Annotated in this window: 18 protein-coding genes and 1 riboswitch; all 18 genes read right to left on the bottom strand. The window is 46.5% G+C overall.

Annotation, left to right across the window (positions count from 1 at the left end; translation table 11 throughout):
* Window positions 1–411: 411 nt before the first annotated feature.
* Window positions 412–1710, bottom strand: a complete 1299-nt coding sequence (locus CCC70_RS09485) for a leucine-rich repeat protein (protein WP_287084730.1) — start codon at window positions 1708–1710, stop codon at window positions 412–414.
* Between the two features lie 95 nt (window positions 1711–1805).
* The gene (locus tag CCC70_RS09490) at window positions 1806–3128 is read right to left on the bottom strand and encodes an alpha-L-fucosidase (RefSeq protein ID WP_015526585.1); all 1323 of its coding nucleotides are present in this window, start codon (window positions 3126–3128) and stop codon (window positions 1806–1808) included.
* 67 nt (window positions 3129–3195) lie between these two features.
* On the bottom strand, window positions 3196–4662 hold the full coding sequence (locus CCC70_RS09495) for an alpha-L-fucosidase (RefSeq protein ID WP_287084731.1): 1467 nt from the start codon (window positions 4660–4662) through the stop codon (window positions 3196–3198).
* Between the two features lie 182 nt (window positions 4663–4844).
* Window positions 4845–5558: a lysophospholipid acyltransferase family protein gene (locus CCC70_RS09500; protein ID WP_015526583.1), complete on the bottom strand. Its 714-nt coding sequence runs from the start codon at window positions 5556–5558 to the stop codon at window positions 4845–4847.
* Window positions 5559–5581: 23 nt separating this feature from the next.
* The gene (locus CCC70_RS09505) at window positions 5582–6211 is read right to left on the bottom strand and encodes a hypothetical protein (RefSeq protein ID WP_270390068.1); all 630 of its coding nucleotides are present in this window, start codon (window positions 6209–6211) and stop codon (window positions 5582–5584) included.
* A gap of 15 nt (window positions 6212–6226) precedes the next feature.
* Entirely contained in the window at window positions 6227–8779 is a 2553-nt protein-coding gene (gene gyrA / locus CCC70_RS09510; RefSeq protein WP_287084732.1) for a DNA gyrase subunit A, read from the bottom strand.
* A gap of 14 nt (window positions 8780–8793) precedes the next feature.
* Window positions 8794–10719 (bottom strand): DNA topoisomerase (ATP-hydrolyzing) subunit B, encoded by a 1926-nt coding sequence (gyrB, locus tag CCC70_RS09515; RefSeq protein ID WP_015526581.1) that lies wholly within the window; start codon window positions 10717–10719, stop codon window positions 8794–8796.
* Window positions 10720–11067: 348 nt separating this feature from the next.
* On the bottom strand, window positions 11068–12069 hold the full coding sequence (locus tag CCC70_RS09520; protein ID WP_287084733.1) for a hypothetical protein: 1002 nt from the start codon (window positions 12067–12069) through the stop codon (window positions 11068–11070).
* Window positions 12070–12511: 442 nt separating this feature from the next.
* Window positions 12512–13375: a 16S rRNA (cytidine(1402)-2'-O)-methyltransferase gene (rsmI, locus tag CCC70_RS09525; protein ID WP_044962018.1), complete on the bottom strand. Its 864-nt coding sequence runs from the start codon at window positions 13373–13375 to the stop codon at window positions 12512–12514.
* A 742-nt stretch (window positions 13376–14117) separates the two neighbouring features.
* Complete coding sequence (locus tag CCC70_RS09530) at window positions 14118–14858, bottom strand: tRNA1(Val) (adenine(37)-N6)-methyltransferase (RefSeq protein ID WP_059086497.1); 741 nt, start codon at window positions 14856–14858, stop codon at window positions 14118–14120.
* The gene (locus tag CCC70_RS09535) at window positions 14848–15741 is read right to left on the bottom strand and encodes a PSP1 domain-containing protein (protein ID WP_287084734.1); all 894 of its coding nucleotides are present in this window, start codon (window positions 15739–15741) and stop codon (window positions 14848–14850) included. The genes CCC70_RS09530 and CCC70_RS09535 overlap by 11 nt, the downstream gene beginning before the upstream one ends.
* Before the next feature lies 1 nt (window position 15742).
* Window positions 15743–16732 (bottom strand): DNA polymerase III subunit delta', encoded by a 990-nt coding sequence (gene holB, locus CCC70_RS09540; protein ID WP_015526578.1) that lies wholly within the window; start codon window positions 16730–16732, stop codon window positions 15743–15745.
* 101 nt (window positions 16733–16833) lie between these two features.
* Window positions 16834–17421, bottom strand: coding sequence for a guanylate kinase (locus CCC70_RS09545; RefSeq protein ID WP_287084735.1), 588 nt, complete (start codon window positions 17419–17421; stop codon window positions 16834–16836).
* 76 nt (window positions 17422–17497) lie between these two features.
* Entirely contained in the window at window positions 17498–18937 is a 1440-nt protein-coding gene (locus CCC70_RS09550; protein WP_287084736.1) for an aminotransferase class I/II-fold pyridoxal phosphate-dependent enzyme, read from the bottom strand.
* Window positions 18938–19003: 66 nt separating this feature from the next.
* On the bottom strand, window positions 19004–19540 hold the full coding sequence (locus CCC70_RS09555) for a Uma2 family endonuclease (RefSeq protein WP_278604054.1): 537 nt from the start codon (window positions 19538–19540) through the stop codon (window positions 19004–19006).
* Window positions 19541–19640: 100 nt separating this feature from the next.
* Window positions 19641–20330 (bottom strand): response regulator transcription factor, encoded by a 690-nt coding sequence (locus CCC70_RS09560; protein ID WP_015526575.1) that lies wholly within the window; start codon window positions 20328–20330, stop codon window positions 19641–19643.
* Window positions 20323–21480 (bottom strand): sensor histidine kinase, encoded by a 1158-nt coding sequence (locus tag CCC70_RS09565; RefSeq protein WP_287084737.1) that lies wholly within the window; start codon window positions 21478–21480, stop codon window positions 20323–20325. Before CCC70_RS09565 ends, CCC70_RS09560 begins: the two co-directional genes overlap by 8 nt.
* Before the next feature lie 474 nt (window positions 21481–21954).
* Window positions 21955–23142, bottom strand: coding sequence for a methionine adenosyltransferase (metK, locus tag CCC70_RS09570; protein WP_173754324.1), 1188 nt, complete (start codon window positions 23140–23142; stop codon window positions 21955–21957).
* Window positions 23143–23228: 86 nt separating this feature from the next.
* Window positions 23229–23330, bottom strand: a riboswitch (SAM riboswitch).
* Window positions 23331–23357 lie beyond the last annotated feature (27 nt).

Raw genomic sequence — 23357 nt, forward strand, 5'->3', positions numbered from 1 at the left:
ATCCTGCGAATCCTCTGAAGCTATTTCCGTTCCTTCTGCTTCATCTGTCTCCGCCTGGAATTCCTCAGCCGCATACACAGACACTGTCTCCACCGGAGCCGCCGCTGTTGTCAGGATCATAGCCGCAGACAGCAGCCATGCAATATTCTTTTTCTTCATAGATTTCCCCCATTTTCAAATTCACATTTATAATAAAATTATAAATTTCCCATCACATTTAATCAAGCTTTGTTTAGAATATTTTTGTCATATTTTGTCTGTTTACAGACATTTTTTAACATTTTTTCTACTATAAAAACCCGGCAGCTGCACATGTGAAAACTCTCCATGTTTCATCTGCCGGGCTTCTGTTTTTATTTTCTTTTGTATTCTTTCACTGTTATGGCTATTTTACGTACGCCTGCTTCATCGTTACTTCACCGTTATCTTACAGTTCAGTTTTTTCGCTCCGCTCTGCACGGTGATCACGGCCGTCCCTTTTCGGATTCCCTTTACAACACCTTTGGAATTTACCGTAGCGATCCTGCGATCCGAGGAACGGAAAAGAATCTTTTCGTCGCTGTAATACGGCACAGTCACTGCCTGGATCGTGTATGTTTTTCCACGAAGTATGGTTTTTGTTTTGGGCACGCCGGTCATCTTTGCGGTCCTTACTGCGGCAGTATTGTTCAGAAAACGGAACCCATTTTTCTTTGCGTAAGTCTGAGCAGTAGAACCCTTTTTTCCGGCAATGACAAAAGTTTTATTTTTTCCACTATTGAAATTATAGCCGATCGCTTCTTTTTCTATCACTGTTTTACTGTTGAGGATCGTAATCTTTTTCATTGCCAGGCAATCATAAAAAGCATGGCTTCTGATCTTTTTCACACTGGCAGGTACTGTAATATTCCCCAGTTTTCGACAATTACTGAATACACCGTTCCCGATCTCTGTAAGCTTCTTCGGCAACGACACCTTTCTGAGATCTGTACAAAAAGAAAACGCACCTTCCCCAATAACCGTAACACTGTCCGGAAAGCTTACTCCTGTCAAACCGCAATGCCGAAAGGCCGCTCTTTCTATCCTGGAAACGCCCTGTCCAAGCGTAACCTTTTTCAGCTTCATATCCGCCTCAAATAACGATTCCGGTAATATTTTCACACTTCCCGGAATGCTGACAGATTCCAGACTGTTACAGTAACTGAAAGCATATTCATCAATTTTTGTTACAGTTTTCGGTACATCCAGACTCGTAAGTTTACTCTGGTAAAAAGCATATGCACCAATGCTTTTCAGTCCATCAGGAAGCTTGATCCTGGTGATCGCAGTATCTCCAAATGCTCTTACTCCAATACTCCGCAGAGTTCCCGGCAACGTAATCCTCTTCATATTTCTGCAGCCTGAAAAGGTTCTGTCACCGATTCCCGTGATCCCAGATGCAACGGTTACTGTTTTTATCATTGCTGATCTGTATGAAAAATCATCGGTAACCTTAACCTCCCCTTTTCCCTGTATCTGCAGGTTTCCATTGGAGTACAACCGGTAAACAGCTTTGCTTCCACAGGAGCCCTTCGCAACAAGCTTTGCAGTGCTCTGCACACCTGCTGCCGATGCTTCCTGTGCATATTCAGCCGCATAACCAGTCTGTGCATGTACAGCCACAGAAGATACACAGGACCCTGTCAGGATCATTGCCGTTGATAACAGTATTGCGATTTTTTTCCCAAACATAAAAGCTCCCTCCCTGAGAATCGATCGGATATCCACGATCTTCTCCCATGCAGCAACAAAAGGACCGACATACATCCGGTCCTCATGTTCATCATTTAGAATCTGTTGGTTAATCCAACCACATACATATCTTCTTTATATTCCGGGATCTTCACAAGAAGTCCCTCTGCAGTATCCTCAGTTTCTACCTTCACTGCCGGGTCAAATGGCCTCAGCGCTCCGTGATAGCCCTTGATCAGGAATTCATTGGCGCCTTCCTTCAGATGATCTGCAAACACATTCAGATTTCCGTCTTTCTGTGTATAATGGAGCTCGATTCCACTCTCAAGCAGCTCAGATTCACGGTCACTGCAGCGTGTTCCGTAAATACCGTCATGGTTTACCTTCAGCCATGCACCCAGGATCTTCAGTCTTCTTACCTGCTCCTCCGGGATAGTTCCGTCTGCCTTCGGGCCGATGTTCAGGAGAAGATTTCCGTTATTTGCCACTGTTCCGACAAGAAGTGAGATCAGATCCGGAACAGAGATCAGCTTGTCATCGCCTTCGTTGGCATTATAACCGAAGGATAAGCCCATTCCACGGCACATCTCCCATTTCTCATTTCTGTTTACAGAACCGGCTTTATATTCCTTAGTAAGGAAATCGTGATAACGTCCGTTGAAACGGTCATTTACCACACCCTCCGGAACCTTATTGTAATAATGTGCAAAGAAATACGGCATCATCTCTTCACTCTGTGTCGGCCATCCGATATCATTCCAGAACACACTCGGTGCATAATCATCTACAAGCTCTTTCATCTGATTATAGGAATAATCTGCATATGCAAATGTCGGGCTGGCTGTTCCAAACAGATCATCATCCTCAAAAATAGGATCGTTTGCATACTGCCAGTCGATCAGTCCGGAATAATACAGGCCCATGCGGATTCCTGCGTCACGGACAGCTTCTGTCAGCTCACCGGTGATATTTCTCTTCGGTCCCATTTCTACGGAATTGAAATGTGTATATTTACTTGGGAACAGGCAGAATCCGTCATGATGCTTGGTTGTCAGAACAACATACTCCGCACCTGCTTCTTTGAAGATCTCTGCCCACTGCTTCGGATCCCAGTTTTCAGCTTTCCACATAGGAATAAAATCTTCGTATTTGAAATCTTTTCCGTATTTTTCTATATGATGCTTATATGTAGGGCCTTTTCCAATGTTCAGAGAATTGTAATACCATTCTGCATACGGATTATCCGCAAACCATTCCTTGGAATCAACCTCTCCCAGCTCCCATGTATGCGGTGCAAATGCCGGCACGGAATAAATTCCCCAATGGATAAAAATTCCAAATTTACAATCCTCATACCATTTTGGAACTGTGTGTGCATTTACAGAGTTCCAGTTTCCTGTGAATCTTACATCTCCCATAATTAAAATACCTTATCCTTTCTGTCCTTTCAAAAAGACATTATAATTTACTCGCTTCCCCCAACAGCTATTCTACTGTGATCTTCAATACCACCGGCATATCTCCCGCCTCAATAACCCCTCTTCCGCAGGAAATATCCAGTTCTTTATTTCTCGCAAATGCCGGATGCAGATCTGTTCCGAGGATCTCAATATCCCGGATCGTGGATTTCAAAAGCTTCATATCATTGCCAAGAGCTTTGATATGGATTTCTCCATCCTCCGGCCAGTGCAGAACAGTCGCATAAATATGATTGCTCTTACTTGTAAAACGGATATCCTCAGAAGTAAAGTGCTTATCATAGGTATCCGTGAAATGTCCCTCCGGAACCACCGTCGGTCCCTCTCCGAATATCTTCCAGTATCTGGTTCCGTATATCGCCTCTCCGTTTACCTTCAGCCATTTTCCCATTTCTCTCAGGATATGTGCATCCTCTTCCGGAATTGTTCCATCCGGCTTCGGTCCGATATTAAGAAGCAGTGCACCATTTTTGCTGACTACATCGATCAGATCCAGCACTACATCGGAAGGCTTCTTATAATCATTTCCAATGGTATAGCCCCAGGAGTTCTTAGCTACAGACGTATCATTCTGCCACAGATCCGGCGTGATATGGTCTAACTGACCTCTTTCCAGATCATTGACTGCGCTGCCATAAACATATGCGTCAAATTTGGCATCAATAGCTGTTTCTTTTCCCCACTGTGCAGAACAGTTGTAATAATATGCTGCAAATTTACGAAGATACGGTTTCCATGCATACTGCTGGATCCACCAGTCAAAATACACGATGGATGGCTGATATTTATCCACGATCTCGCAGGTGCGGACAAGCCAGTCCTGCATATGCTCCTCTGTCGGAGGATTGTCATAAATATCACTCATATCTCTGGTGATTCCTGCTGCCGGCCCATAAAGATCCGCATATTCCGGATCATTGACATCAGCCTCCGGGATCTGACGACCTCCATTAAAGAACCAGTAATGCTCTGCTCTGTGAGAAGAAGCACCGAGAACCATTCCCTCTTTCTCAACCTCTGTCTTCAGCTCTCCGAGAATATCTCTTTTCGGTCCCATCTCAGCAGCGTTCCAGCGACAAAGGTCACTGGCATACATCTGAAATCCATCGTGATGCTCCGCTACCGGAACTACGAATTTCGCCCCCGCCTCTTTAAATAAGGCCGCCCATTCCTTCGGATCAAACTTCTCAGCCTTAAACTGAGGAATAAAATCCTTGTAGCCGAATTTATCCAGAGTTCCGTATTTCTCTGTATGATGCAGGTTCTCCTTAGAGCCTTTCACATACATATTTCTGGGATACCATTCGTTTCCGAAAGCAGGAACACTGTAAACACCCCAGTGGATAAAAATTCCGAATTTATCTCTTGCATACCACTTCGGCGTAGGATGCTCACAGAGAGAATCCCAGGTATCCGTGTACGGTCCCTGTGCGATCACCTCATCGATCCGAGAAAGGTATTCTTCTTTTTTCATCTGTTCGTCCTCTTTCCATCTTTTATTTATATTGTATGGATGTCTCTATGTTATCATCAAACCTTTTGGTTGTATATGCCCAACAATTCACAAATAAAACGTTTCGTTTTTATATAAAACATACAACAAAAAAAAGACCTTGATGATGTTTTTGTTCCAACTTCATCAAAGTCTTTTCTTTTTTACATAATATTCTCTTCGATCACCTTTTCGATCCGTCTCTTCACTTCTTCTGCGAGCTCTGTGGTATGCATATCTTTGTATTCCTCATAATACATCGGAGGAAGGATATGCACCTGTACGGTGATCCTCTCTGTAGAGCCGGTATCAAAAGCCTTAAAGGAATCGATCAGTGCAACCGGAACGATCGGGCATTTCGTCTTGGTGGCAGTCTTGAAGCTGCCGCCCTTGAACGGCCCCGGATGATTTCCGTTTTTACTTCTGGTTCCCTCCGGAAAGATCAGATAATTACGACCAGCCCTCACTTCCCGTATTACATTGACAATGACCTGCATGGACTGCTTCAGGTCTTCCCTGTCAATGATAAAAGCCTTCATACAGGCAAAAACCTGCTTCAGAAAAGGAATCTCTCCAACTTCCTTCTTGGCAACTACCGAAAAAGGAACCGGGCATGCCCGGATGATCGCCAGCACATCAAACAGTCCCTGGTGATTCGGAAAAAACATAAATCCCTTTTCTTTTGGGATATTTTCAGCTCCATGCACATCAATATGGATATTTCCGCCTTCAATGGCATGCTCATCTACCAGTCTCAGGAATGCGTATTTCTTCTCTTCCGGATAATCATCTGTATGCGCTGCATACCAGCAAAGCTTGATCCACCAGTAAGGAACAAAGACTATATTTCTGAGCACCATCAGCAAAATCCGCTTCATTCTTACATCCTCCCGCCTCTGCTTTATCCGTTCAGTTTCCCTGCGATCTTATCCTCGTATCCCGGATTCTTTTTCAGAAAAACCTCATAAGCCTTTGTATAATCTGTATAGGTTTTCGTAGTCATAAATTTCTGATAATCCTTGGCAGCCTGCTGGCTGATCTTATCTGAAATCTCAGAAGGCGCATACAGATAATACTTTTTGTCCTGGACCTTTACAAGATAGGTACTGATACATGGATATTCCTGCTCGTTCTCCAGAACAAGATTATAGCGGATATAAACATAAGAATAATTTTTGTTTTCAGAAATGGAGCCACAGCTGTCGATATTTACATCCTTTACTCCATGGGCCTGAAAATATTTTATCGTGGAGGAAATCTCTGTTTTCGCCTCATCCGATAACTTATCCGCACTGTAACAGCCCTGCATCTTTTTATTCTTGCCTGCTGCTGCCGCTTTGATGTAGCCTTCCACAACCCCCTCCGGAGTTCTGTGGCTGATCTTTCCGCAGCCTCTGGCCGCCAGAACGATCACCAGCAGGATCAAAATGATCCCCGCCAGTGTCGCAATGTGGACAAAATTCAGTTTTTTATTAGAGTATTTCAGCTTCTTTACTGATTTTTTTCTGCGTTTTTTCTTTGTCGTCGTCATGACTTATCCTCGACCTTATTCCTCTTCACTGCCTGTGACAGCTTCCTCTGCAGAGCCTTCTTCGTTATCGCCGGTTTCTCCGTCAGCTTTTTCGGCATTTGTATCTGCTTCCGGATCTTTATCTCTTACCTTGGCGATACTTGCAACGGTTACACCCTCTGTAAGATTGATCATCTTCACACCGGAGGTGATCCTTCCAAGAACAGAGATATCTGCACACTGCAGACGGATAATGATACCCTCTGTAGTGATCATCATGATCTCGTTCTCTTCGTTGACAGCCTTGGCGCCGACAACATTTCCGGTCTTCTCGGTGATCTTGTAGCACTTCACACCCTTACCGCCACGGTTCTGGACAACGAACTCACTCATAGCTGTACGTTTGCCCATTCCGTTCTCGGAAACTACAAGCAGATAATCTCCCTGAGTGTTCAGCTGCATGGCAACAACTTCATCACCGTCAGTAAGATTCATACCTCTTACTCCCATGGACGCACGGCCTGTGCTGCGGACATCTGTTTCCTTAAAGCGGATACACTGTCCGTCCCTGGTCACAAGAATAATATCTTTGTTATTATCAGTAGCCTTAACCTCGATCAGCTCGTCATCATCACGGAGAACGATTGCTGTAAGACCTGTCTTACGGACATTCTCGTAATCCTTGATCGGAGTTTTCTTCACAAGGCCTTTCTTGGTGGCCATCATCAGATAACGACCCTCTTCATATTTACGAAGCGGGATCACAGCTGTGATCTTTTCTCCCGGTGCAAGCTGCAGAAGATTGATGATCGCAGTTCCTCTGGCTGTACGACCGGCCTCCGGGATCTCATATACCTTCAGTCTGTATACACGTCCTGTATTGGTAAAGAACATGAGATAATGGTGCGTTGTCGTCATCAGAAGCTCTTCGATATAGTCATCCTCAATCGTCTGCATACCCTTGATTCCTCTGCCGCCACGGTTCTGGCTGCGGAAGTTGTCAACGGTCATACGCTTGATATAACCAAGCTTTGTCATTGCGATCACTGTATTTTCTCTCGGGATCAGATCCTCTGTAGAGATATCATATACATCGTATCCGATGGAAGTCTTTCTGTCATCGCCGTATTTCTCTGCAATGGCAAGGATCTCCTCTCGGATCACCCGGAGAAGGAGCTTGCGGTCAGCAAGGATTGCCTGGAACTTGCGGATCTTCTCCATAAGCTCTGCATACTCAGCCTCCAGCTTCTCTCTTTCCAGACCTGTCAGTGCACGAAGACGCATATCCACGATCGCCTGTGCCTGCACATCTGTCAGCTCAAAACGGTCGATCAGCTCCTGCTTGGCAATCTGTACGTTGCGGGAACCACGGATGATGCGGATCACTTCGTCAATATTATCAAGTGCCTTCAGAAGACCCTCCAAAATATGGGCTCTCTCCTGTGCCTTATTAAGATCATACTGTGTTCTTCTGCGAACTACATTCTCCTGATGCTCCAGATAGTACTCCAACATCTCTTTCAGATTCAGAACCTTCGGTTCCATACTTCCATGATTTGGAACAAGAGAAAGCATGATCACACCAAAAGTATCCTGCAGCTGTGTATGCTTGTAAAGCAGATTCAGGATCACGTTGGCATTGGCATCCTTACGAAGATCAATACAGATTCGCATACCCTCACGACTGGAATGGTCGTTCAGGTCTGTGATCCCGTCGATCTTTTTGTCACGGACAAGCTCTGCGATCTTCTCGATCAGACGTGCCTTGTTTACAAGGTACGGGAGCTCGGTAACTACGATACGGGATTTACCGTTTGGCAAAGTCTCGATATTCGTCACCGCACGGACACGGATCTTGCCACGTCCGGTACGGTAAGCTTCCTCGATCCCTCTCGTTCCGAGGATGGTCGCTCCTGTAGGGAAATCCGGTCCCTTTACGATCTCAAGAAGCTCCTCCATAGCTGTTTCTCTGTCTTCTTCTACAATGTTGTCAATGATCTTAACAACTGCATTGATAGTTTCACGAAGGTTATGCGGCGGAATATTGGTTGCCATACCTACCGCAATACCTGTAGTACCGTTTACCAAAAGGTTCGGAAAACGTGCCGGAAGCACAACCGGCTCACGCTCTGTCTCATCAAAGTTCGGCTGAAAATCAACCGTATCCTTGTTGATGTCAGCAAGCATCTCCATGGATATCTTGCTGAGACGTGCCTCTGTATATCGCATGGCAGCCGCACCGTCACCATCCACGGAACCAAAGTTTCCATGCCCGTCAACCAGCGGATATCTTGTGGACCATTCCTGAGCCATATTGACCAGCGCACCATAGATGGAGCTGTCACCGTGCGGATGATATTTACCCATGGTATCACCGACAATACGCGCACATTTTCTGTGTGGCTTGTCAGGACCATTATTCAGCTCGATCATGGAGTACAGAACTCGGCGCTGTACCGGCTTCAGACCGTCTCTTACATCAGGCAAGGCTCGTGAGGCGATAACACTCATGGCATAGTCGATGTAAGATTCCTTCATCGTTTTTTCCAGATCCACTTCGTGGACTTTGTCAAAAATATTATCTTCCATTCTTCTTTATTCTCCTAGATATCAAGATTCTTAACGAATCTTGCATTTTCTTCGATAAATTCACGTCTTGGCTCTACCTTGTCTCCCATAAGAGTGGTAAATGTCAGATCGATCTCAGATGTGGCAGCTTCGTCCATGGTCACACGGAGAAGGATTCTCTTCTCAGGGTCCATAGTAGTCTCCCAGAGCTGCTCGGCATCCATCTCACCCAGACCTTTATAACGCTGGATCTTATTGTTTCCGTCACGTCCGATCTCGGTAAGGATATTGTTCAGCTCATCATCGTCATATGCATACCATACCTTTTTGTTCTTCTCCACTTTATAGAGAGGAGGCTGCGCCAGGTATACATATCCCTGCTTAATCAGCTCCGGCATGAAACGATACAGGAAGGTCAGAAGCAGTGTTGCGATATGCGCACCGTCAACATCGGCATCGGTCATAATGATGATCTTGTGATAACGAAGCTTGGAAATATCAAAATCCTCATGGATTCCGGTTCCGAAGGCAGTGATCATTGCCTTGATCTCTTTGTTTCCGTAAATCTTATCCAGACGTGCCTTCTCAACATTCAGGATCTTACCACGCAGTGGAAGGATTGCCTGTGTGGCACGGTTTCTCGCTGTCTTGGCAGAACCGCCCGCGGAATCTCCCTCTACGATATAGATCTCACAGTTCTCCGGATTCTTGTCAGAACAGTCTGCAAGCTTTCCCGGAAGAGACATGCTGTCCAGTGCGGATTTTCTTCTTGTAAGGTCACGTGCCTTTCTGGCTGCCTCTCTGGCTCTCTGTGCAAGAACAGATTTCTCAACGGTAGCCTTGGCAACTGCAGGATTCTGCTCCAGGAAAATCTCCAGCTGTTTACTTACAACACTGTCTACCGCACCTCTTGCCTCACTGTTTCCAAGCTTCTGCTTGGTCTGACCCTCAAACTGCGGATTCTCGATCTTAACACTGACGATCGCAGTCAGGCCCTCACGGATATCATCACCGCTTAAGTTCGGCTCACTGTCCTTGAGAAGCTTGTTCTTACGTGCATAATCATTAAATGTATTGGTGATCGCATTACGGAAACCGGTAATATGTGTACCACCCTCCGGTGTATTGATATTGTTTACAAAGCCATAGGTGTTCTCTGTATAGGAGTCATTATGCTGCAGCGCAACCTCTACAGACACGCCGTCCTTCTCACCCTCACAGTAAATGATCTCCGGGTAAAGAGCCTCCTTGCTTCTATTCAGATAACTTACAAACTCACGGATACCACCCTCATAGTGGAATACCTTCTCGCGCTCCTGTCCCTCTCTCTTATCCTCCAGAACGATACGAAGACCCTTAGTCAGGAAAGCCATCTCACGAAGTCTCTGTTTCAGGATATCATAATCATAAACAGTCTCCTCAAAGATCTCCTTGTCCGGAAGGAAATAAACCTTCGTACCGGAAAGCCCCGGATCACAGTCACCTACCACCTTCAGCGGGTACATAGTTTTGCCACGCTCATATCTCTGTTTGTATTCCTTACCCTCTCGGTAGATGGTAACCTCCAGCCATTCGGAAAGTGCATTTACAACAGATGCACCAACACCGTGAAGACCACCGGAGACCTTATATCCTCCACCGCCGAACTTACCGCCTGCGTGAAGAATGGTAAATACAACCTCAACTGCCGGAATACCAGCCTTATGATTGATACCAACCGGAATACCACGACCATTATCTGTAACTGTAATGGAATTATCCGGATTGATATCTACATGGATCTCCGTACAAAAACCAGCCAGTGCTTCATCGACTGCGTTATCCACGATCTCATATACGAGATGATGAAGTCCACGGCTGGAGGTACTTCCGATATACATTCCAGGCCTCTTACGTACGGCTTCCAGTCCTTCCAGGATCTGGATCTGATCCGCGCCGTATTCTGTATTCTCTGCGCCCATGTCATTCCTCCTGTTCTTGTCGTCCGGACGTGTTTGAAAATTCATTTCTGCAGAACCATAGCAGCTTCAGAAATCATTACATCAAATCCTGAACAAGATAAACTGATCTTTTAATTTCAGGAAATACTGTATTTTCATTTTGCAGAAAGCAATTCTCAAACCCGCTCCGGAAGTGTCATTTATACCTGTAAAATAAATATTTTTTACATACGAATACAGAGTTTATTATAGCACAAAAAAGCCTGTATTTCCACGCAAAATCATAGGAAATACAGGCAAAAAAGTATCTTATTAAATGCAATCCCAAAACACAGCACAATATGCTCTTAAAACATATGGAATATTCAGCTACTCCAGTAAAAGCCCAAATTCTTTTAACAATTTCTTCTGGTATTCCGGATCTGATGCCGATTTTATAATATCAGACGTCCTGCCAAGCTCAGCAAGGCAGAGGATCAAACTGTTAATACTATGTTCTCCCTGCTGCATCCCCTGCTGTATCCCCTGTTGCATCCCCTGCTGTATCCCCTGTTGCATCCCCTGCTGCATTCCCTGCTGCATCCCATCCTTTATTCCATCCTGCATTCCAATTCCATAACCTTCATCATAGCCAGCCTGTAAACTTTTTCTTATCTTTTCCTCGATCTGATCCTGTATGATCCGATTTAATGCTTCACACATACAATCCGCCTCCCTGAATTTTTCTTCATTAGCCCTTACGATCATCTGCATGACTGATTCGTACAAAGGATTTTTCTGCTTTTCTCTGTATTCATTGAGAAGTCGTTTCATATCTTCCTTATCTTTTATTCTATCAGTCAGACTTCTCAGCCACAGATTTTTCTTCTTCGACAACTGTTCCGTTACAATAACCTGGATTGGGATCTTAGATCCTGTTACGTAATAAATTCCTTCTTCTATCTTTTTTATCCGGCATTTCCAAAACTCCCTCAAATGCCGAAGCATCTTCCGGGGATATGCCCTGCTTACCAAAGAGATCGTAATCTGCTCAATTGGGATTTCATCCTCAGTTACCGTATCCGCTTTATAAAAAAATGCATATCCACACACCTTATAAAAATCATTGATGCTTATATAATCCGTCGGACTCTTATATTCAATGATATTATATTTTCGGAAGATCCTTCCTATGTTTTTATTAATGGGGATATCTGATTTCTTTTTGATCACAAGCGCATCGATCTCCATTGGTTTCGTCCCAAGCTGATGCTCATTCTCAAAAATCAGATTCTCCCTTTCTGCCTCCAGTTCTATCTGGATATCAGCAAAAAATGCAGGATGCCACTGCCGAAGATTAGAGCTGTTTGTTCTGTTTTTGTTTACGATCATACACGACTCCTCTGTTTTGATCTCAAGGAGCCTCATCTGAAAACTCCTGCTGAAAAATGGAAAAAAGCATGAATTTTCTGAGATGACAGGCAATCTGCCTGATATATGAAATGTAATAGAAAAATAAGATTATTTTTAGAAAATATGCTTTTACAGCATTTCCATAGAATCCCGGAACTGCTTTTTATTTTTGATAAGATCAGCTTACCACAATATGGTCTATACTGCAAGCAAATCATTTCGACAAAATCCGCACAGTACTTTTTATATTACTGTTCACTCCGTTCTCAGCAACACGCTTCGCGATGCCGGTGAACAGTAACCTTTTTATTACTACAAAAAAAGCCACATACGCTCCCAAAAAAATCCTTGGTCACAGTATGCAGCTTATTCAATCATCCACGATCACGTTACCTACGATCCGTACCACAATTACACCTGATCATTCAGCAGAACCTTCTCCATCCAGAAGCGCCTTATAAATATCCCGCTTGGAAACACCACGATCCTTGGCAGCAAGCTTCATGGCATCCTTCCTGGAATTCCCCTGCTGCTCATACATCGCCACATGCTCCGCAATGGAAATCTCCTCCCAGGAAGCACGTTTCTCCGCCTCCATCTCACTGCGGCTCCTGCCCTCGATCACAAGAACACACTCACCCAGCGGCTTCTCATCTTTATAAAAATCCATCAGATCATCGATCGTAGTCCGGAATGCCGTCTCATGCTTCTTGGTCAGCTCTCTGCAAAGAGTCATCCGGCGGTTGCCAAGCGCCTCTCTGAGCTCACCAAGAGTCCGTACAAGTCTGTGAGGTGCCTCATACAGGATAATAGTCCTGGTTTCACAGGAAAGCTCCTCCAGGATCGTTTTTCGTTCTTTCTTATCCGCCGGAAGAAAAGCCTCGAAAGCAAAACGCCTGGTATGCAGGCCTGACAAAGTCAGAGCAGTGATGCAGGCAGCAGGACCCGGAAGTGAAGTCACTTCAATTCCGGCTTCATAGCACATGGCGGCAAGCTCCTCCCCGGGGTCTGAGATACCCGGAGTACCTGCATCTGTGATCAACGCAATGTTTGTACCCGCCAGCAGCTTTTCCACAAGGACATGGCCCTTATCGATCTTATTGTATTCGTGGTAGCTGGTCATGGGGGTTTTTATATCAAAATGATTTAGAAGTTTTATGCTGTTGCGGGTATCCTCCGCAGCGATTAAGTCCACTTCCCGAAGGGTTCTTAGTACTCGAAGGGTGATGTCTTCGAGGTTTCCTATGGGGGTGGCACATAAGTATAGTTTTCCGTTTTGTTTCATATTTGCCTCTTTTCTCGCTTGACCGCGGGGAGTTGTTTTGCTTGACCGCGGGGGATGTTCCGCTTAACCGCGGGGTTTGTTTAAGTTTGGGAACTTTGAAAACCGCAAAGGGGCCGCAAAGCCGCGCCCCCTCTGCACACCCCTTGGGCTTTTTTTAAGTAGTGCAAGGGATTCGCTGTTCTTATTTGTTGACTTGTGTCTGTATGCTTCGGTATTCAGCGCGCTACGCTGTGCCGATGTTGTTTTATTTCTTCACTTTCTCTGTGGTTCACTTCCGGCAAGGCGTCTGTATGCTTCGCTACTCAGCGCGCTACGCTGTGCCGATGTTGTTTTATTTCTTCACTTTCTCAGTGATTCACTTCCGGCAAGGTCCCTGTATTCTTCGATATTCAGCGCGCTACGCGCTGCGATCTCTCGCTTTGAATCTCAGGCGAGGGGAGGCAGGCTGCTGGTGGTGACGTTAGCGGAGCCCCCGTCAGCGAGGTGAGGATAGCTGCTGCCACCGAGCGCACTGTTTGAGCGAAGCGAGTTTGCGCGAATGGCAGCAAACCGGCGCCGCAGCCGAGCAGGGGGCGCAGCGTGTCACCACCAGCAGCCTGCCTCCCCTCGCCGTCCCTTCACCAACCGAAGTACCACAGCCACCACTACCACCCAGCCATCCAGCGCAGCGCCGATGGCCCAAAACCTCCCGAGCAGCCACCCCAATCTCTCACAACCAGGCAACCACCCTAAGCCACAACATTCACACCATCCGATACAACTCCAAAACATCCTCCGTATAAACCCCAGGCCGCTCATAAACCACCAGCGGCCGCTCAACCCGGATCCTGGAATTCCCGCCTTTACAAGCCTCGATCAACACCATATTCGGCTCCTTATCAATAAAAGGATACACCAGCTGCATCCTCTTAGGCTCCAGCTTATACTTCGTCAAAGTCGCCATCAGCTCCACCAGCCGAAACGGCCTGTGCACCAGAAAAAAACGCCCCCTGTCCTTCAGGACCCGGGCAGCCTGACAAGCCACATCATCAAACGAACACAAAATCTCATGCCTCGCGATCGCCTTCGGAAGATGCGGATTCGTCAACCCATGCTGCCCGATCATATACGGCGGATTACACGTCACCACATCAAAAGAAGCCGCCCCAAAAATCCCGGCAGCCTCCCTGATATCACCCTCAACGATCCGAACCCTGTCCTCAAGACCATTATACCTCACACTACGGTCAGCCATCTCCGCACACTCATGCTGGATCTCCAGCCCCGTGAAATGCTCCCCATCCGTACGATCAGAAAGCAAGATCGGAATGATCCCCGTACCGGTCCCCATATCCAGAGCAACCTCACCCCTCTTCACCCGGGCAAAGCCAGACAACAGAACCGCATCCATCCCAAAGCAAAACTTCTTCGGATCCTGAATCACAAACAACCCATTCTGAAGATCATCCACACGCTCACCGCAATAAACCAGATCACTTCTCATTCGGCTTCGAATCTCCCTTTTTAACCTCTTTCTCCTCGTGGTCAGCAGAACCACCCTTACCCTTTTTTCTCTTAGGGCGGAACCTCAGATCACGGACCGGAAACTCCTGGATCTCCTTCTCGTCATTCACCTCAACCACGATCTTAACCATCTGCCGGAGAACATTCACACTCTGGACCGTACCCGAAACACCCTGCGGCGTCGTTACCATATCACCGATACCCGGAAGATTCCGGTTCAGCTCCTCATAAGTCTCCTGCTCATTCTTCAGACAGCACATCAGACGACCACAGACACCAGAAATCTTCGTCTGGTTCAGAGAAAGATTCTGCTCCTTCGCCATCTTGATGGAAACCGGCGCAAACTCCGAAAGATACGTATGACAGCAAAGCGTCCTTCCACAGATACCAATACCGCCAAGGATCTTCGTCTCATCACGGACACCGATCTGACGAAGCTCGATCCTGGTCTTAAACACAGACGCCAGATCCTTAACCAGCTGCCGGAAATCAATACGGCCATCCGCTGTAAAATAAAACAGCACCTTGTTATTATCAAAGGTATACTCCGCATCGATCAGCTTCATCTCAAGCCCATGCTCACGGATCTTCTTCTTACAGATCTTAAAAGCCTCTTTCTCCTTCTGGCGGTTCTCAGCCTCATGCTCCTCGTCCTCCTTCGTTGCAACACGGAGAACCTCCTTCAGCGGATGGACCACCTCGTCCTCCTTCACGCTGCGCGGCTCCAGGACAACACGGCCATACTCCACACCACGGGCAGTCTCCACGATCACATGATCGCCGACCTTTACCTTATAATTCTTAGGATTAAAATAATAAATCTTACCAACGTTACGAAATCTGACTCCAACTACCTTTTCCATTCTATTTCTCCCTAATTGTCAGGAACAGGAGCTCCAGGGCAAGTTCGAGATTAACATTGGCACGGAGACGCACCTTCGTCTTCTCCAGTGCCTCAAGGATTTTTTCGATATTCTCATAAGAACGCTCGCTGGCCTGCTCTCTGATAAAATTAATCTCCTGTTTAAAAACCAGGTTGTCAATTTCCCTTGTTGCCTTAAACATCAGAACATCGCGGAACCAGAACTGGAAAATATCCAGATAATCATTGATATTATTCTTATCAGCAGTCAAAGTCTTGATCGCCTCTGTCAGCTCATAAACCTCCATGGAATTGGCATATTTCAAAATCTTCAGGGCATTGGCAGTCATATCTGCAAACTCCTGAGAAGTCGCAGCCTCCTTCGCCTTGCCGATACTGCCCTGCGCATAAGACGCATCGATCTCAGCCTGATAATCCGGCACCTGAAGATGCTCCATCAGATATTCCTTCACAAGACTGTCATCCACCACCTTCAGATCTAGACGCACACATCTGGAACGGATCGTAGGAAGAAGACTGTCGATATTGCTTGTCAGCAGCATGATCACCGCATATTCCGGCGGTTCCTCGATAGTTTTCAAAATGGCATTCTGCGCCTGCACCGTCATCATCTCCGCATCCGGAATGATATAGATCTTATACGGACTGCAGTACGGCTTGATATCCACATCACGCACAACCTGGTCACGCACCTCGTCAATGCTGATGCTTCCAGGTTTCTCATGAGTTACTGTAATGATATCCGGATGATTCTTGCCGATCACCTTCTTACAGGAATCACAAGTCATACACGGTTCAGACTCTCCCGATTCACACTGCAGCGCTGCCGCAAAAGTCCCCGCAAGAAGCTTCTTGCCGGATCCCGGTTCCCCTGTAAAAATATAAGAGTGGGATACCTTCCCTGTCTCTATCGCATTCTTCAAATGCCTGATTATATCGTCATGGCCGATGATGTCATGAAATCCTGCCATAAGAATCACCTCTTTCTGCCTTTTGTGTCCTCCGTTATACCCGGCGGACATCTTTCAACTAATTATAACATAATCTTCTGTATAAAAAAAACTATTTTTCCTTATTGCACAGATTTTATATAATTTACGATCTCCTTCACACATTCATCCAGATTATGATTCTCAAAACGCTTCCATATACCTGCTTTAAGAATATTTTCCTCGGAAAAATCATTCTGATCTGCCAGAAAACGCCTGCACATCTCCTCGTACTTCGGCACCTCCTGAGTCTTCTCCCTGGCAAGCGCACGCTCCAGACGCTCTCCGTCTTCCACCTCTATATAAATAGGCCACATCACTTCATTGCCGTAATACTCCCGGAGCCTCACAAAAGACTCCAGTGTACCGATCCCCAGATAGCTGTCATTTCCCACAGACACCTGCCCGTCATCCGCAGTAAAATATGTCCACGGCCCGTAAACCGTCTGATAAGTACGCGCCTCGATCAGCTTCCCGTTTCTTCGGAACTCCTTCAGTTTATTCTCATCTGCAAAAAAATATTCTCTTCCGTTCTCCTCTCCATCCCGGATCGGACGGGTGGTATAGATCACAAGCCGCTTAAGCCCCAGCTCCTGATCCCCCTCCAGCTGTCTGTAAATACTGTCCTTACCGGAAGAGCTTTTTCCCATAATGTAAAAAATCTTTCCCATATGTCTCCTCTGCTGCATATGCATTACTATACACGCTCTGCTCCGTAATACACAGAGCAGTCTGCTGCCACGCACCTCACATATCATTTCTCACAACACACACCGTCTCACTGGTCTGGTCGCTCAGGCCCTGGACCTCAAAGCCCTGTTCCAGGTATCTTCTCACATTTTTTACGAAATGTCCAGAAATCTGTTCCCCCGGAACGATCAGCGGGATCCCCGGCGGATAAAGATACGCAAACTCCCCGGACGTCCGTCCGATACACTCATCCAGCGGACACCGCTCACTCTCCGCATCCATAGCCTGGGATATCCGCATGACCTGCTTCATTTTTCCGTTTTTCAAGGGTGCCCTCTCCACAGCCTCTTCTCTGTATTTTAACGATTCACGACGGTCGATCTCTTCAATAGCATCACAAAGCCGCTCAAAACCCTCCGCAGTATCACCCACAGCCGCCAGCGCCAGCACATAATTCTCCGCCTCCATCTCCATTTCCAGATGAAACTCCCTCCGGAGGATCTGATGCAGCTCCCGGCCGTTCAGCGAACTGTTCACAGTAGAAAGCAATATCTTGGATCTGTCAAAATCAAAAACTCTCTGGCACTCACAGGCCTGCGGCGTTACCAGCCGGATATACTTACACTCGGAAAGACGCCTGCGTGCTTTTTCCAGATTCTCCGTAAACACACGGAACATCTCATCCCCCTCACGCTCCAGCTTATCCATGCACGCATCAATGCTGCTCATAAGAATATAAGAAGGACTGCTGCTCTGATAGATTCCCAGAAAACGCTTCAGTTTTTCCCGGCTCACACGATCACTGCACAGGTGGATCACCCCCGTCTGGGTCAGACAGGGCAGCGTCTTATGCACACTGTTGATCACCACATCCGCACCAAGCTGCGCCGCAGACACTGGAAAATAATCCGAAAACCGAAAATGCGCCCCGTGAGCCTCATCAACGATCAACGGCACACCATAGTGATGCGCGATCTCCGCAATCCTCGCCACATCCGACACGATCCCGTCATAAGTCGGCGAAGTGATCAGCACCGCCTGGATCTCCGGATTTTCCGCCAGATACATTTCCACACGGCCGGGTGAAATCCCTCCGTTTATCCCCAATTTCGGATCCTCATGTGGATAAATATACGTGGCACTCAGCTCCCGCAGATAAATCGCATGGTAAACCGCCTTATGGCAGTTCCTCGCCACCAGGATCTGTCCCCCCTTATCCACAGCCGCAGACACCGCCGCCAGGATCGCCCCGGAGCTTCCATTAATACTGTAAAAACTCTCCGGCACACCATAAAGCCGTGCGACATCCTCCTGAGCCCTTTTCAGAATATCCTCAGCATGATGCAGGTTATCAAATCCGTCAATCTCCGTAATATCCCTCTCCACCGGAAAATCCCCCTCCACAGCCAGCGGATTCCTCTTATGCCCCGGCATATGAAACGGATAAAAATCACTCTTACCATACGCTTCCAGTTTCTTATATAATCTGTCTTCCATAGTTCGTCCTTTTCATCTTAAAAACAAGGAGGGGCTATCACCAGACGATATTCCCCTCCATTTTTATCACATCTCAGCAAAATCGATCCTCAGATCCTCATAGATCCCCACCTTGATCGAATCCTGAAATGTATACTGCTCCGTATCCTCATTTTCAAAATCATACACCATTACCAGCTTCTTCACAGGATCCACGATCCAGTACTCTCTCACACCGGCAGTCCTGTATTTAAACAGCTTGGTATAATAATCCATACGCCTGCTCGCCGGAGAAACGATCTCGATGATCCAGTCCGGAGCCCCCTTACATCCCCTGTCATCCAACTTATCCGGATCACAGATAACAGAAACATCCGGTTCCACATAAGTATTCGTCTTCTCATCCAGATACACAGCAAACGGTGCGGCAAACACCTCACATTTCCCCTTATTAGCCTCTATATAGTTACCTATCTTTCTGGACAAGATACTTGAGATCCTCTGATGCATCGTATTCGGCGGCGCCATATAATAAATATGTCCATCGATCAGTTCCGCTCTTTCACCCTCCGGCAAAGCATAAATATCCTCTATCGTATAAATTCTTTCCCTCGACAGCGGCATATCTCCACTCCTCTCAAAAGCACCCGGCAGATCATACACCATCATTCCGATCTGCACTCATACACCTGCAGCAGCCCCATCCGAAGCCTTTCCCGAAGGCTCACACCTTAAACCGGTACCCCACACCCCAGATCGTCTCAATATACTGCGGCTTGGCCGTATTAAACTCGATCTTTTCACGGATCTTCTTGATATGCACCGTAACCGTAGCGATATCACCCACAGACTCCATATCCCAGATCTCCCGGAAAAGCTCCTCCTTTGTAAAAACCCTGTTCGGATTCTCAGCCAGAAAAGTCAAAAGATCAAACTCCTTGGTAGTAAACGTAGTCTCCTCACCATTGACCCACACACGCCTGGCCGTCTTATCGATCTTAATACCACGGATCTCGATCACATCATTCTTATGCACATTGGAACCAACCAGCCGGTTATAACGCTCCATATGCGCCTTCACACGTGCAACCAGCTCACTTGGGCTGAACGGCTTGGTCATATAATCATCCGCACCAAGACCCAGTCCGCGGATCTTATCGATATCATCCTTCTTGGCAGAAACCATAATGATCGGCGTATTCTTCTCCTCACGGACCTGCCGGCAGATATCGAAGCCATCCACCTCCGGAAGCATCAGATCCAGGATGATCAGATCAAACTCCTCCTTCATGGCACGTACAAGCCCCGTATCACCACGGTTCTCGATCTCCACCTCAAAACCCGAAAGCTCCAGGTAATCCTTCTCCAGATCCGCGATCGCTTCCTCATCCTCTATGATCAAAATCCTACTCATTCATCGGTACCTCCTGATATTTTCTGAGAACAAAATACATGATCGTTCCGATTCCCAGCCGGCTTGTGGCCCAGACCTTTCCACCATGATCCTCCATGATCTTCTTTACGATGGAAAGTCCGATACCGCTTCCTCCCTTGGAAGAATTCCTGGAAACATCGGTACGGTAAAAACGGTCAAAAATATACGGCAGATCCTTGGCGGCAATACCCTTGCCGTTATCCTCGATCTCCACCTGGATAAAATCACCCACATCCTTCACCCGGAGCTGGATGATCCCCCTTGGCTTCTCCATATACTTAATGGCATTACTCACAATATTATGGATCACTCGGCGGATCTGCTCACCATCCGCAATAACCTGCACACCCTTCTCCACATAATTGGCATACACAAGCTCGATCCCCCTGGTCTCCATCTCAAGCCCAAGCTCCTCCGCACAATCCGAAAAATAATCCTCCACATTCAGCTTGCTGAACGTATACGGAATACGGTTGGTATCAATCTTGGAATAAAAAGTCAGCTCATTGATCAGATGATCCATCTCATTGGTCTTATTATAAATGGTACGCACATACCGGTCCATCTTCTCCGGCGTATCCGCCACACCATCCATGATTCCCTCCACATAACCCTTCACCGCAGTGATCGGCGTCTTCAGATCATGGGAAATATTGCTGATCAGCTCCTTATTCTCCTTATCCATCAGGATCTTCTCTTCCGTGGACTCCTTCAGACGCTTACGCATCTCCTCAAAATCCTGGCAAAGCTGGGAAAATTCATCATTCCCCTCAACCTCCAGCACAAAATCCAGATTCCCCTCCTTGATGTTCTTGGTAGCCTTCTTAAGCTTCACCAGCGGAACCGCAATGCTCCTGTAGATCCACAGCCCCACGGACAAAGCAGTAAAAACAAGGATGATCGTTGCGGTCAGGATCATATCCTTGGCCATCAGCTTCACCTGGCTGCTGGAAGACTGCGGCAGCGAAATATCATAGACCATCTGGCTGGAATCCGAAGCCTGGCTGCTGCTCTCCTGCACATACTTCGCCTGCGTCTGGCTGAACCCGTACAGACTTGCGGAAAAAAGAAGCAGCGGCAGCAGGATGATCGCAACGAAGCCCACAATAATACGTGTTTTTAACTTCATCTGTATCTCCGTCCTTTATAAATTCACACATTCACATACACGTATTATAACATAAACTATATTCCCTATCTCTAAATTTTCTATAAAAAACCCCATCTTCCAGCATCAGTATTATTCCATTTTGTTCTAAACTATGCTATCATATTTTTGTTGTCCACCCGATACCCGGCAACGGGAGGAGGTGAGTTCTTTTGGAAATTATTATCTCTTTTCTTGTTTCCTGCATGGCAAACATAACTGCCTATTACGTTTGCAAATGGCTAGACGGCAACAAGTAGGACAACGCTAACCTAGTGGTTTCTTGTCCACTATAAAAAATTAGAAGAAGCCCCCGGTATTGGCACTACCGGGGGCTTCACTCTTTGTTCTTTTGGAACTATTACTATCTCTTTTGCCTAATGGCATTATATCATATGCAGTTCTTAAAATCAATATTCCTGCCAAAAGGATATATAAATATTTTTTTTGACTCTCTTACAGATACTTCTTCAGAGTCTCAACCTTGTCCAGATGCTCCCATGGAAGATCAACATCTGTACGGCCGAAATGACCATAAGCAGCAGTCTGCTTGTAGATCGGACGGCGAAGGTCAAGCATCTTGATGATACCAGCCGGACGAAGATCAAAATTCTCACGAACGATCTCAACAAGTCTGGTCTCAGAAAGCTTACCTGTTCCGAAGGTATTCACACTGACAGAAGTCGGATGAGCAACACCGATCGCATAGGAAAGCTGGATCTCACACTTGTCAGCAAGACCAGCTGCAACAATATTCTTTGCAACATAACGTGCAGCATAAGCAGCAGAACGGTCAACCTTTGTGCAGTCCTTACCGGAGAAAGCACCGCCGCCGTGACGTCCTGTTCCGCCGTAGGTATCAACGATGATCTTACGTCCTGTCAGACCACTGTCACCGTGAGGTCCGCCGATAACAAAACGACCTGTCGGATTGATGAAATACTTAGTATCAGCATCAACCATATCAGCCGGAATGATCGCATCAAAAACATACTTCTTAATATCCTCATGGATCTGCTCCTGAGTAACATCCGGATCATGCTGTGTAGAGCATACGACAGCATCGATTCTCTTCGGCTTGCCGGCCTCATCATACTCAACAGTAACCTGAGTCTTTCCATCCGGTCTTAAATATTTCAGAGTGCCGTCCTTACGAACCTTTGTCAGCTGCTGAGCAAGCTTGTGAGCCATGTTGATGGCATATGGCATATACTCCTCAGTCTCATTGGAAGCATAACCAAACTGAAGACCCTGGTCACCGGCACCGATGGAATCCAGCTCGTCCTCATTCATATCGTCCTCTTTCTGCTCAAGAGCCTTGTCAACACCCATAGCGATATCTGTGGACTGCTTGTCAAGTGATGTGATAACCGCACAGGTATCTGCGTCAAAACCATAATCCGCATTGTCATATCCGATCTCACGGATAGTATCACGAACGATCTTCTGGATATCAACATTAGCCTTGGTTGTGATCTCACCCATAACAAGTACAAGACCTGTTGTAGTAGCAGTCTCGCAGGCAACACGGCTCATCGGATCCTGTGCCATCATAGCATCAAGGATCGCATCAGAAATAGAGTCGCAGACCTTGTCAGGATGACCCTCAGTTACAGATTCAGACGTAAATAAAATTTTCTCCATGATCTTCTCCTTTTGTAATAAAACAATGGTTATATACATAAAAAACAGCCCGTACAATCCGGACTGTTTAAGTTCTGTAAACAATCCTCTTATTGTTCGATTGCTCGCTCAGGTTGGCACCTTCCTGGATTCTCCGGGGTTGCCGTGGCTTCACAGATCCTTTGTATCTCCACCACTCTGAATAAAAGGCTATCTTTTATGAAATTTACTGCAAC

It is taken from the genome of Blautia sp. LMAG:89 (assembly GCF_008679485.1).
GTDB lineage: Bacteria > Bacillota > Clostridia > Lachnospirales > Lachnospiraceae > Blautia_A > Blautia_A fusiformis.